The following is a 12,601-nucleotide window of genomic DNA, read 5'->3' on the forward strand; positions in this document are numbered from 1 at the left end:
GGTCTTAGCTTTGGCGTATTTCATATCCGTCGCCTACTACCTTCAGCTGTTAGCTGTCTTCGTGCTCCATATTTTTGGTATCGATTCAGCCATTGCTGCCAAGTCCTTCAGTTCGACTATTCTCATTGGAATCTCGGTGATTGGTATCACCCACGGGCTGAGCTCGATGGAGAAGTTAGAAAAGTACGCTATCAGCCTGAACCTAGGAATGATCAGCGCTCTGTTAGTGGCGCTGTTCTGTCACAACATCGGTCTCTTTAACTCAGGTTCTTGGCAGCTACCTGCCGCTCCTGAAGCATTTTCCTCGACTGACTTCCGCATCATCCTAGGTCTCTTGATTGTGGTGCAGGGCTTTGAGACCTCGCGCTATTTAGGAGCCGAACATTCGCCTAAAGAACGCATCCTCACCATGCGCCGGGCTCAATGGATTTCTTCCGTTATCTACATCATCTTCATCAGCCTGATGACTGTATTGTTCCACCCAGGCCTAGGATCCGATGTGACCGAGGTGATCAAGCTCACAGCCCCAGTGGCCGTGGTGCTGCCTGTGTTGCTCACCGTCGCTGCTGTCGGTAGCCAGTTTTCAGCTTCTGTTGCCGATGAAGCCGCAGCTGGTGGATTGCTAGAAGATGTCTTCAAAATACCAAGCAAGAAAGCCTACCTGTTAGTGATGGTGGTTTCCGTGACCCTCACCTGGCTGACATCAGTGACTGAGGTCATCTCCATCGCCTCCCGTGCGTTTGCTGTTTATTACCTGCTCCAGTGCATCGTCGCAGCCCTGATGGCTAAGAAAGCTGACAGCCACGGCAAGATGCTCTTCTTCTCCTGCGCCGGCCTGCTCTGCCTAGCTGTCGCCCTCTTCGGCATACCAGCGGAGTAAAGGCTTTAGCCTTTTCCCTAACTTCCACACAACTGAGGTATTGGGTGCTCAATGACACGGGTAAGTGTCGAAGGTCTGCAGGTCGAAAGTCAGGCTAGCAAAGTCTGGGGACTTGGGGAGTATGACTGAAATCGCGACCACGCGATCAACCTAGACTTTCGACTTTGGACACTGGGGCTCACCAAGCCTCCACATTTTTCCCTTTATCCTTTCCTATCTTTCCTTTTTCCTCCACCCCATGCGCAAAGAACTCACCGCCTACCACGAAGCCGGCCACGCCGTCATGGCTCTCCAGATGGGACGTGCGGTACAAAAAGTCAGCATCATCCCTTCACAGAATAGACTTGGTGCGGTAACGATGCAGAAGGGTCGCAGCAAGCAGGTTCAGGACAAGTTGGAAGCTGAAATGCTCATCCTGCTCGCGGGCATGGCAGCGGAAGGGCGTGTCTCTGGCCAATACAACCTGCAGGGGGCAGCGCAAGATCTTCGCATGGTAGAGAAGTTCGCCCTATCGCGCGCTGGCAACCCAAAGCAAGCCACCAAGTTGATCCACAAAACTCTCGATAAAACTCAACACATGCTTTCGAACAAAGCTACTTGGGCAGCAGTCAAAGCGATTGCCAAAGAGCTGCTAGAGCACGAATCGATCAGCGGCCGCGCCGCCAAACACCACTTAGAATTAGCCCAGAGAAAATCGTAGTAGATTTCTAGAAATCAATACCGTCGACTGCTGTGAGCTGAAGTTCCTTGTTTAAAGCTCCACAAATACTACAGAGCTATCACTCGCCTGATAAAATAACCCCAATTCTATCGACCTCGAAGCTGCGCTGGATCAACAACGCAGCTTTTGGAAATTGACGAGGATTTTGGCAATTTTGATGATTGCACTCTATGTCTTCATCATCATTTTCGCCGTCATTGTGGGCTTCACGAGTCCAGATCTTTTTCCCACATAATTTGCTATTTTAGGCACTTGGTTTGAGAGCTTTCTGTAAGTCTTGTTCAGACCACTCGGGCTTGCTAGGTCCCCCCTCTTCACGTTCTGGTGCCGATCTTACAAAACTAGTGAAACTGTCCTTCATCGTGACGTAGACAAACATCGTGAGCAAGAGTGCGACGAAGGCTGTCTGTACCACTTCGAGCACCTTGGTGTTGAGTGGTTTTTTACGAATCCACTCCATCGTAGCCATGGTGATATGGCCACCGTCGAGCACTGGAAACGGCAGGAGATTGAAGATCGCTAAGTTCACATTAAACAGTACCCAGAAATAAAGGAGTTGTCGGATAGGGTATTCACCTTGAAGGATGTGAAATTGGACTTTACCAATGCCTACAGGACCTGAGAGCTGCTCCACACCGATACTGGAATCACTGGATGTAAGCGCACTGATAGTAGTCACCATCATGCGGCCAGTGGCTGTGATTTGCTCCCATGGCCCTGGGTAAACGAGCCCGGTTTTATACGGGCTCTTGAAGCCCATTCCGATCATCGGCGTAGGGTCTTTTGCCGGGTTATTTCTATAGCCATTACTTGGAACCAAAGGTTTGGTTTGCAGCGTGATTTCCTCAGACCCACGGAGAACAACCACGTTCAAAAGTTTGTCACCACTCTCGGCGATAAGGTTTTGAAAGCGCCCAACGCTATAGATCGTTTCACCATCAACACTGAGAATTTTATCATTTACCTTAAAGCCACTGAACTCAGCAGGCCCACCTTTGAACAAGTTTTCAACAATGACAGTTGAAGCTGGTAAGATTCCTATTTGGCGCACCCCATCACGCTTGGTGAAGTTACTGGCTTCCTCCACATGGAAACCTGTCACAACCTCCATTTCCCCGATACCCGGACGGTTGATCGTTAGAGTGATCTTATCACCAGTACTGAAAACAATTCTCTCCATAATGGAGTCAAGGCTTCCGCCAAATCCGTGGACTTTGTCACCATTGATTTTGATAATCTCATCTCCCTCTTTCAACCCTGCTTTAGCTGCAGGCATTTCAGTCGCAACGTAGCCGACAGTTTGAGTTTCCAGAAAATCATTTGGCTTACCTATCTGCCAAATCGTGACAGCAGCTGCAAGGGCTAGCAGGAAACTGAAAAGTGGCCCAGCGAATGCGACGATAATTTTATCTAAAGGTGAAATCGGTGGTAGCGGATTTTTGCGCTCGAGGTTGTCCCCTTCGATCGACTCCATCGGGGCCATTTGAGGCAGAGCAACGAATCCTCCTGCTGGGATGGATCCCAATCCATATTGGACGCCATTGATGGTCTTTTTCCAGATTGGCTTGCCGAACCAGATCTGGAAACGCTCAACCTCTAGCCCACGCCAGCGTGCTGCTAAAAAATGCCCGAGCTCGTGCACAAAGATGATGACGTTGAAACTGAAAATAACAGCGAGAATTATCCCGATGTTCTTAAGGATAGTCAGAAAAGTTTCCATAAATATTGAAGAAGAATCTACGCCTAAAAGCGTCGTTGACAAGCGGATACACTGATTTCCTTCAGCGACCTATTGACTGACTAGATATTTAGGTCATCATGTAAGTATGGCATTCCATATTGATAAGGCGATAGTGAAGGGCTGGATTGACAATACTACCCCGGGAATTACCCGAGGTGGGCTGGAAATCAAAGGAATGGAGCGACCTGTAAAAATTCTGCTCCGAGGAAATTGTTGGCGAGATTTAGCTGGCACACGGATCGACTTCACCAATCCAAAGCCTGAGCTACAAGAGGAACTGATCGAGCATTTTCACACACTCCAACGCGGGGTGATCGGTGACATGACTGCCTCCAAAAAGGTCAAAATCCCGCTCGTCACTCCTGAAGAAATCGAAGAATTTGGGCTTGAGGACAAGGACATTTCCTTCGGTTGGAAAAATGCCCTCAGTCTCGAGTGGTACAGCTTAGTTAACGGCCGGGTCATGCTGGAAACCACTGGTTACGACGTACAGATTTCAAACCACCAATGGGAGCTCGACGAGGCTGGAGAAAAGAAGCAAAAGAAAGACAACGCCATGGCGATGGAACATTTCATGGAGCTCATGCTCACAGCTTCTGAAGCCCAGTCTGAGGTCAAAGAAATCGAAGGCGAAGTCGATGAATTTGAATGGGAAAAGCGCCTACGAGTGCGCGACACCCTAGAAGAAGTAACTTGGTTCCTCGGCGAAGGACCACCAAGTTCAGATCTCGACCCTAATTCCTACGAGGTTGAAGAGGTCAACCTCAATGGCCGCGAGCCCGTCGTTAAGCATGCCCTTCTAGTTCAATCCCAAGCGCTCGACCTACTGGGCGACTCCATGCTTGATCAAGGTCCGCGCAGCGAACTCGCACTTTCGACTGCCTACATTTTCGATAGCCTCGACGAAACTTGGCCAGAAGAATCCAGTAAACTAGAAGATGGTTACATTCTCGCCGTCCTAAAACGCACCCTTGAGGCCTGTAATAGCGCGGTCGCAGCCTGCAATACTCTCACGAAGGAAGACGATAAATTTGAAGACCTGCGCGTTCACGTGTTCCACCTCAGAGACTTAATCATCGATAAGTGTCACCAACTACGTGAGCCCGGAGACCAATAACTATGGGTAACCTCCGCCAAGCCAGTATTTGAATAACACCGCTCAATTTGGAATACCCCAGCGGCTAGCTGTCTCCTATTTGATACACTGTAGCTTCACCGCTGATACCGTGAAACATTGCTGGATTAGAATTTTAAACATCTGCAGCGTATCAAAAGGAACGTCTCCTCCTTACTCCAGTCTTTGCTGTGGTTACGAAAGTTTCAGAGCTGAATGTGCTTTGAGCCAATAGATTAGGAATCTGTTAGATATTACAAACGGTTAGCGGAGGATGTTGTTGTTTGCTTTTGTCGAAGGTCGAAGGTCGAAGGTCTGGAAACGGCTATGAGTGACGCGCCCACAACTGCGGTCTAAAATTTATAATCACATAAATCACTTCGCCTCGGAGCAGATAGCAGATTGTCCAGCACCGCCTAGTTCTGCCCAATTACTTCGGAAATCAGCCGAAATAATTATTTACTATTGGCTTCCTCCGTCCGATCACGCACCGAAAACCCACTTTCCATCACCAGAACTTTAGGAGCTTTCATATCGGCGACCGCTTTTCTGATGTTCACGCTTTCTACAGCCTGGGTCTTGTAGGTCTTGTAGTAATAGATGCCGTTCTTCGTGTCAGCGGCGGAGGTCCAGACCGTGTAGTCTGTCAATTCATCTCCGGATGCTTCGCGGATCGAGCCTTTGGGGATGTCGAAGTTGTTGAGAATATGGAAGGCATTGAAAACTGTCTCGGCGGAATTAGCAGAGGGGAGCACGGTGTTGGCGTATGCCACAGCGCGGACAAACCTTGAGGGTGATGAATGATCGCCAGGCAAGCCGATGAGGCCCGTACCTTGGCCAAATGGGCGGAGTTTTAGTTTACCCACGGTGATCTCCTCCCGGTTCACAGGGCTCAATCCTACGTAATTCTGCAGGTTGGTCTTGTGCCAGTCGAATGTCGGATCATTTGTGACTGCGTTCACCGTATTGTCAAAGAAGGTGAGGCCCCTCTTAGTGTATTGAATGACCACTGAGGCGCCGCTCGAATCGGTGACCGTGTAGTGGAATGGTGCAAATCCGTCGATCACATCAATATGCGTTCCGACAACTACCTTCTGCGGCAATGCCTCCTTCAGCTCTTTGATCGAGGCGAATTGAGAAAGGATCCAATTGCCCAACTCTTCACTGGAAATAGCCTTGGCTCGGTTCTCATCACTGAGCTTCTCGAATGTCGCACTTCCCGCAAAATAGAACGCTCCAAAGTACAGCCCCATTTCGTTGACGCCGTCCACAACGACGGGCTTACCAAGGCAATTTGCGCCACCAAAACCATATTTGGCTTTGTAGGTGAAGCCCTCATTTGCGTCATCCCAAGAAAGAGTCGTGATCTCCGTGCCAGCAGGTACAATGAGGATGTTGGATTGGATATCAAAACTGAATTCCATAGTACGAGCTGCAACAGTTGTGCCATCTTCGCCACGTAGGATGATACCGGTGCATGCCATCACCACGTGGGCTAAGGTCAACTGCAGCAGTAGAGTCACCGACCATTTTGTTTTTGAAGTGAATTTCATTGTTTCAATATTAAGCGTTTCTTGTTTTGTGGACATCAAGCTTCCCCACGGATTTTGGTTAGGAAGTGACTAGCTGATTGTTAGGTTAGTTATGCTGCTTTTACAAGGTTGAAGTCTAGCTTTAGGCACTGCACAGGTGATAAATTCACTAACGATGAGTGCTTGCGCCTTGTGTTGTAGGATCCCCCGATATGCTGAAAAATAGCAATCCTGGCGTCACGTCGTGTTTCAAAATATGCGCTATTTGGCATTAGCCCACGTTTGAGCATTTCCTAAGATCCTTGAGCTGTTCTTATTAGAAAATAAACTGGGGATAGAAGTAGGTTAGTGGCCACCAGCGCCTTGATTTTGACTACGCGCCTAGTGGACTTGTCGTCTCGAAGTTCACTAGCTTGATCGACACGCGCACGATCAATGAGCTCTTTACCGTACTTATTAATCAGGCAACGTCTAAGGTGGCGCGTAAACAGCTCTAAACGCTCATAAAATTGAGAGATGCTCAACGCCTTGCAACCCTTGAGTTCGAGGAGAGACGTAACCACAGCCCCGAGATTATAAAATAAATCACAAGGCTGGGCAGCATCAACTTCACCTAACGTCACAAAATGGGACACAGCTACCCACTAGAAATTTCAAATCGAGCGCTGTCACTCAAATACTGACTTGGCGGAGGTTACCTTAAGTTTTGTCATTGGCTAGATAGCGCCTCGCCAAATTTTGGAGAGATTCGACCAGATAGCCTCGGGTCGGCCATCCAAACTGAGATGATCGATTTTACCTACCTTGGGTACTAATGCGCCACTTAACCACTGGGCATGAAGTATGCTATTGCTAGCTAGGAAATTTAGAGATGTACACGCACTAAGCCGCTTCAGCATTAGAGGGTCGAAGTAAGCTGGCTGTGAAACACTACTCAAAAAAATTGTATTTAGCTCTTCCCACCAACAAAATCTTCCTTCGCCAATTATTAGAAATAATTGGGCATCTCAAACACGATCTATTTGTGATGGTCGCAGATACTATTTATGCTAAGACTACCGATTTGAGCATGCTCAAATCCAAGTACGCAAGTGGTGGATAAAGAAATCAAACTGTCTTAGCTTCAAAGCCAATGGCGCTCATCTACCACGCAGATTGTCATCTGCGCTGCTACTTAACAGGTCACATAGGACGGAGGATAACATTACTGAACGACTGATAAACCAACTACTTCTTCTTAAAGAAGCCTCGTTGCCTTTCGCTAATCGGCATTTCCAGCAGCTCCATCACCTCCATCATGTCTTTCCATACAGCGCGCTTTTCGTCAGTTATCCCTGCATGCAGCAAATAGCTCGGGTGGTAGGTCGCGCGGACTGGGATACCTGCCACTTTATGAAATTGTCCCAACATGTTTGACACCGGCACAGCAGCTCCGATCAAACTCTTGGCTGCTGTCGCACCTAACACGATGAGAACCTTAGGTTTCACAGCCGCTACTTCAGCCATCAAGTAACCCATAGAAGCCTGTATTTCAGCCGCATTTGGCATGCGTGTGTTGGTCGTCTGATTGGGCATAGATGGCCGATACTTCACGATGTTGGTGAGGTAAACATCACCACGTTCTAGCCCCATCGCCTTTAGAATTTCCTCCATTTTCTTACCGGCTGGACCAGAGAATGGAGCTCCTTTCAGCTCGTCGTGGTAGGTCGGTGCTTCACCAACTAACATCACATCGGCTGAGATGTCCCCCTCAGAAAAAATCAATTTGTCGCGTAGAGTTCCCAGCGATTTCAGCTCTGCATCTTCAGCTAGTTGATGTTTCAGCCCCTCTAGAGAGTTACTCAACGACACCTGTGCAGTAACAGCCGCCACCTTAGGTTCCGAAGCTAGTGTTGCTATTGCTGGAGCTATTGCTGGAGCTACAACCTCAGCAACTTGCACCTTGGCTTGTTCCACCTCTCTCTCAGCGACAGAAGAAACTTGAGGGTGGCCAGATGAGTTTTTTGATTTTCCCCTCGCTCGTACGAAGAACTCCCTTAAAATTAAGCGAGAACGATCATCCAGATGCACATACGTCTCACCCTGACGCTCTAGTTGGCGAAGGTAATCGATCAATGGCTCTGCTACTGCGGACATGCACAAAGCCTCCCCACGCAGAGCAAATCAGTCAAGGGCATTCACGTCGCCAAAAACAATCATACACACGCGATGAATTCCGACTTCGACATTGGCCACAAAGTGACAACATTCCATCTGGCATCGTTATGTGGGCCCTAACCTCCTAAACCAAGAACAGTCGATTACATTTGAAATAGATTTCATTATGATCGTAGACAGAAATATCTAGCTAAGCATTACATTACCCGTATCCCCGACTGGCTGGCCCATACGCGATACCACGTCTTTTTGGCTGTCCCCTAGAGAAACTAGGTTATCACACTGAGCGAGTTGTAGAATAGTCGAGTTGATTTCAGTGTTTGGAATGAATTTCATAAAGATGCAGCATGATCTCGTGATACTCGTCAATGATCTTAGAGCTTTATGCGGTGGCGGTTGACTTCTAGTAAAGCTCATTGTTGTCCAATGGATAAAGCGTGCCGAGCGATCAATCATAGATTTTCGCTCACATCGACTCCAAGCTATTGTGAAACAGAAATTGAATCGCCGACCACGAAAAAGCCTCGACAGAAAAACACCAAACTCCATCTTTTTTTTAACAACCAACTAGATGGTCTCACTTTCATATTGAATCCACGAAGTACGTTCCCTTGTTGAAGTTAAATTCACAGCTTGTGGCATAACTCCGGCCTATCGCTTTGCCTTAAACAAAGGCAAGCGATAGATATTACGATATTCCTGAGGTGAAATCCCTATCTCACGGTTGAATGCGTGACTTAGGTTTGAGTTATTGGAATACCCGCAAGCGACCGCGATTGAGTCGATTTTGATATCCGTCTGTGAGAGACAATTTTTAGCATAATCTAGACGGATGCGTCGGAGCACAGCTGCTGGAGAATCGTTGAGGTGGCGCTTGAATGCTTTTTCTAAGCCCCTCTTGGATAAGCCCGAATACTCGTAGACATCCTCGAGCACAAGACCGTTCTTAAATTCCCTGCGCATAAGCTCTAGAGCCTTTGCCACTGCGGGATGCGTCACAGCTAGAGCCTCAGTGCTGCGGCGGTTGATGATCGATTTGATCGCGACCGTCACCGGCGGCTCGTTGTTGTCAATTTCACCATTCATCAGCTTGCCTAACTGCGCAGCTGCCGCATAGCCAAGCTCGGTTAGATTTGTGTCCACACTCGAGAGCGGAACCACGGCACACTCGCAAAGGAAATCGATATTATCGACTCCTAACACCGCAATCTCATCCGGCACTGAAATGCCGGCCCGGGTACAAACCTCTACCAGAGTCACACCCAGATTATCCTGACCAGTAAAGACTGCTAGGGGGCGCGGGAGGTCTTTGATTTGCTCAATCATCGACTCCATATGGGTGTCCCAATCATGCATCACTTGGATGCTCGGTTGTTGGATAATATGGATTCCTTCTTCAAGCACTCCTTCGTCTTCCAAGGTCTCAATGAATGCGTCTTTACGCACTTGGTTTACCGCCATGCTCTCCCAAGAATAAAAGGCAAAATTCCGGTAGCCTCGCTCTAAGAAGTGCTTCGCTGCACGTCTGCCGATTTGGTCATTGTCCACCGTGACGCGAGGAATGGATGTGGGCAATGGATTGTGGGTGATATCCACCTTCGGCATGTCGAGCGAGAGGATGAAATCCGACAGGGTCTCACCATAACACGTGATCGCTCCATCACCCTTCCAATTAGTTGGAATCGTCCGGTCCGAGAACAAGTACGGCGATAGATGCCAGTTGTGCTCAGCACAGTATTGGGCAATTCCTCGGTAAATTCGATGGTCGTACCAATCGAAGGCTACCAAAATTGTTTTTGAGGTTTTGCCAGAGGCTGTCTGAGTATCCATAGAGTCAATCTAACGAAGCAGTTTTTTGAGCCTCCCCACTGATTTTGCTTAAGGAATGCCTAAGTTATTGGTAGGTTAGTTATGCTGCTTTTTCAAGGTTGGAGTAAAGTTCTAGCAACAGCACGAGTGATAGATCCCCAACGATGAGTGTTTGCGCCTTGTGTTGTAGAAGCCCTCGATATGCTTAAAAATAGCAATCCTAGCTTCACTTCGTGTTTCAAAGTATCCACTGTCTGGTACTAGCTCACATTTGAGCGAACTAAAGAAGCTCTCACAGCAGACATAATCGTAGCAATTTCCCTTACCTGATATAGACAGATCGATGCCGAGTGGTGCAAGCAGGCTTCGCAGTTTCTGACTGATGTATTGGGTGCCCTCATATCATTGATTAGCTCAGATCAAGCGTGAGAGTCGTTGCCCACTATGAGCGCAGCCTTTTTAGGATTTCTTCTCGTCGCTGGGGCATAGCTAGGTCCTTACGAAGACGCGGCGAAACCTCTGGTTCTAGGCTAATGTCGAACTCCTCTCTGTGTCGTCTGTGTTTACGTTTCATGATTTGTCCTTGGTTCATGTTAATGCATCAGGACACCCCCTGCCTAGGATTTTGGGGAAGCTCATTGTGCCCTCAGGATGATACTTTTTGAATTTCGCAAATGCCCAGACATTTATACTTTACACCAAATTTATCAGCACTCCATGATTGATGGAAGTGTCCAAAGTAATGTTTAGTGCATCCTGAAGTAATCTGGAGCTTCTCAATCACCCTCCGTTCTTCTTGAATGTCATTAATGAGATTTTCATCTGTGCTTGCATACGTATCTATGAAATGGTTTTTGACAGTTATCCCATCAATTATTCCAGTGTGAGTAAGGAGTATATCACATTTACCTAATTTTTTAATTTGTTGAACTGAATCTTTAGGAATCCCCTCTTCTTTAGGCCAACAGTGCCCATTATCAAACCTCAAACAGGTCCGATCAACAGACACAGCACCCGACACAGCAATCAGCTTAAGGTCACGGTATACAATCAAATCTATATCTTCGAGGAGATTAAACCAAGCATTCTTCAATTGCTCCGAAAATTTCCGATCTTGCCAATATTTCGGATTGTCATGGTTTCCACGCATGAGGTACATCACCACTTGGTGCTTTTCAGCAATCGTTGCTAGATCGACGAGGTCTTTTGCTTCGTACGCATCATAGTCACCTAAAATAATGAGTGATGTGTTCGGGGGCATCGCTTCTAAATTGTAAATCAGCTCGATGAATCCTTGATGGTAATCCCCCATCAAATAGAGGTTGTGATTAGATGGAATAGTATGCATTGAAGAGGTATGGGTATGAGTTTTCGTCCTCTCCTTTTTTTGTAAAAAGCGTAGACGATGTTAAGACTGAGGAAAGACTTTATTCAAAGTAGCGCATGCCTAACTTCTGAGTAATAGCATACTATACCCTCCTTCGCTAATTTCCTAAATGAGGTTCACTACTTTCTTGGAAGACGTGGAGTAAACTCGTTGATGCTGATCTCATAACCGCGCTCTACCATTGAAAGCATTATTTCGTTTCGGAATAGCCTTAATAGCCCAGGTCGAATTGAGCAGCGTAGATCGTGCAGATGAAATTTACGGGAAGCAATAGTGACTCCGCGCTTGTCTTGTAGGATTCTTGGTATTCGCTGCTTGGTCACCATGCAACGCTCTACACTTCATTGTCCAAGTTGACGCGAATGCTCACCCATTGAGGTATGATTGGCTTAGCTTCAGTTGGTCCTCCGAAAAAAGGAGCATAACAGTCAGGCTGCATTACTCACCTACTTTCCGATGATACTTTTTCGGGAGTGAGAGGATCATTACATCTCTGGCTTCAGTGGGGGGTGCGACCACATGCTTCATTATATCAGCAAAATCCTCCAAAAAAATCGATGGGATATCATCAGTGAGTTCATCATCAAGAATGACGAAACCGCCTATTTCTTGACCTGTTTTAGGTATTTGAAATCCTCAGGAATATCAATTCCTTCGATCATCTGAATGGAGATTTAATTTAGGTATGATGCGCCCTGCACGAGCCAAAGTGGGTTGAAAATATCTTGGCTGAGATCAAAACGAAGAAGGAACTCTGATGGTTTTGGCTCAGAGAGCTTTTCATCGGCACGGGTGTGCCAAAATGAATTTGTTAGAGGTAGTTCTATCATGTAAATAATTAGGTTATGTATCGCAGGCAAACTAACGCTAAAAATATAGGTAGCCTTCAGTGGAAACACCTGTATGGGGTCGAAATCACATCTTGGATTCAAACCGGAAGTGCACCGCTTAACTTGAACAACGGCCCAGATGCTGATTAGTATCAGCACTGGCTCCACCGTTCAAAACCGAGCCTGTGCCACATGACCTATAAACATCTGAGCCGCGAAGAGCGGTATACCATATCTATCCTACGCCGCAAGGGCGAGTCCAACGCACATCCATAGCTTCAACGATCGGACGTAACGTCTCAACGATCAGACGAGAGCTGAAGCGTAACTTGTCACCAAGTGGAGGCTACAACTACAACGTCGCTCAGAAACTCTCTGATAGAAGATCAAACTCGGCCTCATGCCGTGGATCTCGCATCTCTGAAGACTC

The 12,601-nt window shown here is 47.4% G+C and carries 12 protein-coding genes; 3 read left to right on the top strand and 9 right to left on the bottom strand.

Annotated features, from left to right (window positions below):
- On the top strand, positions 1 to 880 hold an 880-nt coding region (locus ABGY95_RS03420), incomplete at its 5' end, for a hypothetical protein (RefSeq protein ID WP_347440298.1).
- Positions 881 to 1,118: 238 nt separating this feature from the next.
- Entirely contained in the window at positions 1,119 to 1,580 is a 462-nt protein-coding gene (locus tag ABGY95_RS03425; RefSeq protein ID WP_347440299.1) for a cell division protein FtsH, read from the top strand.
- Between the two features lie 265 nt (positions 1,581 to 1,845).
- Here ABGY95_RS03425 and rseP read toward each other — a convergent pair whose 3' ends face one another.
- Positions 1,846 to 3,321, bottom strand: coding sequence for an RIP metalloprotease RseP (gene rseP / locus ABGY95_RS03430; RefSeq protein ID WP_347440300.1), 1,476 nt, complete (start codon positions 3,319 to 3,321; stop codon positions 1,846 to 1,848).
- 106 nt (positions 3,322 to 3,427) lie between these two features.
- Here rseP and ABGY95_RS03435 point away from each other — a divergent pair, with 106 nt between their 5' ends.
- The gene (locus tag ABGY95_RS03435; RefSeq protein ID WP_347440302.1) at positions 3,428 to 4,459 is read left to right on the top strand and encodes a hypothetical protein; all 1,032 of its coding nucleotides are present in this window, start codon (positions 3,428 to 3,430) and stop codon (positions 4,457 to 4,459) included.
- Positions 4,460 to 4,911: 452 nt separating this feature from the next.
- Here ABGY95_RS03435 and ABGY95_RS03440 read toward each other — a convergent pair whose 3' ends face one another.
- From ABGY95_RS03440 to ABGY95_RS03475, 8 genes are all read right to left on the bottom strand, one after another.
- Positions 4,912 to 6,045, bottom strand: a complete 1,134-nt coding sequence (locus ABGY95_RS03440; protein WP_347440303.1) for a choloylglycine hydrolase family protein — start codon at positions 6,043 to 6,045, stop codon at positions 4,912 to 4,914.
- A gap of 236 nt (positions 6,046 to 6,281) precedes the next feature.
- Positions 6,282 to 6,623 (bottom strand): hypothetical protein, encoded by a 342-nt coding sequence (locus ABGY95_RS03445; RefSeq protein WP_347440304.1) that lies wholly within the window; start codon positions 6,621 to 6,623, stop codon positions 6,282 to 6,284.
- A 592-nt stretch (positions 6,624 to 7,215) separates the two neighbouring features.
- Positions 7,216 to 8,124, bottom strand: a complete 909-nt coding sequence (locus ABGY95_RS03450) for a uracil-DNA glycosylase (protein WP_347440306.1) — start codon at positions 8,122 to 8,124, stop codon at positions 7,216 to 7,218.
- A 207-nt stretch (positions 8,125 to 8,331) separates the two neighbouring features.
- Positions 8,332 to 8,481, bottom strand: coding sequence for a hypothetical protein (locus ABGY95_RS03455; protein ID WP_347440307.1), 150 nt, complete (start codon positions 8,479 to 8,481; stop codon positions 8,332 to 8,334).
- Between the two features lie 315 nt (positions 8,482 to 8,796).
- Positions 8,797 to 9,975 (bottom strand): substrate-binding domain-containing protein, encoded by a 1,179-nt coding sequence (locus ABGY95_RS03460; RefSeq protein ID WP_347440309.1) that lies wholly within the window; start codon positions 9,973 to 9,975, stop codon positions 8,797 to 8,799.
- Between the two features lie 421 nt (positions 9,976 to 10,396).
- Entirely contained in the window at positions 10,397 to 10,528 is a 132-nt protein-coding gene (locus ABGY95_RS03465) for a hypothetical protein (protein WP_347440310.1), read from the bottom strand.
- A gap of 72 nt (positions 10,529 to 10,600) precedes the next feature.
- Positions 10,601 to 11,302 (bottom strand): metallophosphoesterase, encoded by a 702-nt coding sequence (locus ABGY95_RS03470; RefSeq protein ID WP_347440311.1) that lies wholly within the window; start codon positions 11,300 to 11,302, stop codon positions 10,601 to 10,603.
- Between the two features lie 713 nt (positions 11,303 to 12,015).
- Positions 12,016 to 12,171, bottom strand: a complete 156-nt coding sequence (locus ABGY95_RS03475; RefSeq protein ID WP_347440312.1) for a hypothetical protein — start codon at positions 12,169 to 12,171, stop codon at positions 12,016 to 12,018.
- Positions 12,172 to 12,601: the final 430 nt, after the last annotated feature.

The sequence above is a fragment of the Rubritalea sp. genome (assembly GCF_039830215.1).
Lineage (GTDB): Bacteria > Verrucomicrobiota > Verrucomicrobiia > Verrucomicrobiales > Akkermansiaceae > Rubritalea.

Excerpts from the sequence above, each read along its gene's own strand:
- ABGY95_RS03425 (WP_347440299.1), top strand. The coding sequence starts at position 1,119 with ATGCGCAAAGAACTCACCGCCTACCACGAAGCCGGCCACGCCGTCATG.
- rseP (WP_347440300.1), bottom strand. The coding sequence starts at position 3,321 with ATGGAAACTTTTCTGACTATCCTTAAGAACATCGGGATAATTCTCGCT.
- ABGY95_RS03435 (WP_347440302.1), top strand. The coding sequence starts at position 3,428 with ATGGCATTCCATATTGATAAGGCGATAGTGAAGGGCTGGATTGACAAT.
- ABGY95_RS03440 (WP_347440303.1), bottom strand. The coding sequence starts at position 6,045 with ATGTCCACAAAACAAGAAACGCTTAATATTGAAACAATGAAATTCACT.
- ABGY95_RS03450 (WP_347440306.1), bottom strand. The coding sequence starts at position 8,124 with ATGTCCGCAGTAGCAGAGCCATTGATCGATTACCTTCGCCAACTAGAG.
- ABGY95_RS03455 (WP_347440307.1), bottom strand. The coding sequence starts at position 8,481 with ATGAAATTCATTCCAAACACTGAAATCAACTCGACTATTCTACAACTC.
- ABGY95_RS03460 (WP_347440309.1), bottom strand. The coding sequence starts at position 9,975 with ATGGATACTCAGACAGCCTCTGGCAAAACCTCAAAAACAATTTTGGTA.
- ABGY95_RS03465 (WP_347440310.1), bottom strand. The coding sequence starts at position 10,528 with ATGAAACGTAAACACAGACGACACAGAGAGGAGTTCGACATTAGCCTA.
- ABGY95_RS03470 (WP_347440311.1), bottom strand. The coding sequence starts at position 11,302 with ATGCATACTATTCCATCTAATCACAACCTCTATTTGATGGGGGATTAC.
- ABGY95_RS03475 (WP_347440312.1), bottom strand. The coding sequence starts at position 12,171 with ATGATAGAACTACCTCTAACAAATTCATTTTGGCACACCCGTGCCGAT.